This is a genomic window from Pseudomonas sp. R62, from assembly GCF_000257605.1.
GTDB lineage: Bacteria > Pseudomonadota > Gammaproteobacteria > Pseudomonadales > Pseudomonadaceae > Aquipseudomonas > Aquipseudomonas atacamensis.
In genome coordinates this window covers 3,281,052-3,281,965 of the sequence record NZ_JH635998.1, presented here as the reverse complement: position 1 = coordinate 3,281,965, position 914 = coordinate 3,281,052, and the positions used below count along the sequence as shown (strand labels likewise).

Genomic DNA, 914 nt, shown 5'->3' with positions numbered 1-914 from the left:
GTGCTTAGAAGTTCACGCCGAAGCTGAGCGCCACGAAGTCGCGGTCATCCACGGTGGTGTACTTGCCGTCGAAGAAATTGGTGTAGGCCAGGCTCGCGGTGTAGGTGTTCTGGTATTCGGCGTCGACGCCCAGGCTGACCGCTTTGCGACCTTCCTCGAAGTTGCCGCCAGGGCCTGGCGAGTAACCGCTGACGTCGTGGGACCAGGCCACGTTCGGCTTCAGGTTCACACCCGCAAACACGTCGTTGTATTCCCAGATCGCCCGACCACGGTAGCCCCACGACATCGACGTGGTGAAACCGTCGTTTTCGCAATTGCGGCTGCGGTTGTTCTGCGGCGAACCCGGGCCTGCGCCGTTGATCGTGCTGTTGTTGAGGATGTTGGCGCAGGTATCGATACCGCCAGTGGCCGGCAACTCACCCGGACCGTAGACCGGATCGCGGCCATAGCGCTTGTCGGAACGGCTTTCCAGGCCACCGACGTAGGTCGCACCGACTTCACCGACGAGGGTCAGACGGCTGGCGCCCATGACCTGATCGAAGAAGTGCGTGAAGGTCGTTTGCAGTTGGGTGATTTCCTTGCGCTCGTAACCGTGCAGATCCTGACCCGGCACGCCGGTCAGCAGCGAAGCGTTGGTCAGTGCACCGCCCAATGGACGCACACCGGCAAACAGGATGTCGGTGGAGTTCAGTTGTACCGGCGCATTCGGACGGTAGCTGATCTCACCGCTCCACGCCGTACCGGTAGGCAGGGTGGTGGAGAAGCTCAGACCGTAGAGACGAATGTCTTCCGGGTATTCGATGAAGTAATTGGAGTTGCCCGCAACCAGCAGCGGTGCGAGCGCGGCAAACGGCCCCGGCAGCGCGGCGGCGGTGTTGTAGACCGATTGCGGCGCGCCGGTGGCGCTGAAAATC

General features: G+C 62.0%; 1 protein-coding gene. It reads right to left on the bottom strand.

Features of this window, described 5'->3' with window-relative positions:
* Window positions 1-4: 4 nt before the first annotated feature.
* Window positions 5-914, bottom strand: a 910-nt coding sequence (locus OQK_RS15855; RefSeq protein WP_016773247.1) for a DUF1302 family protein, incomplete at its 5' end; no start/stop codon positions are given.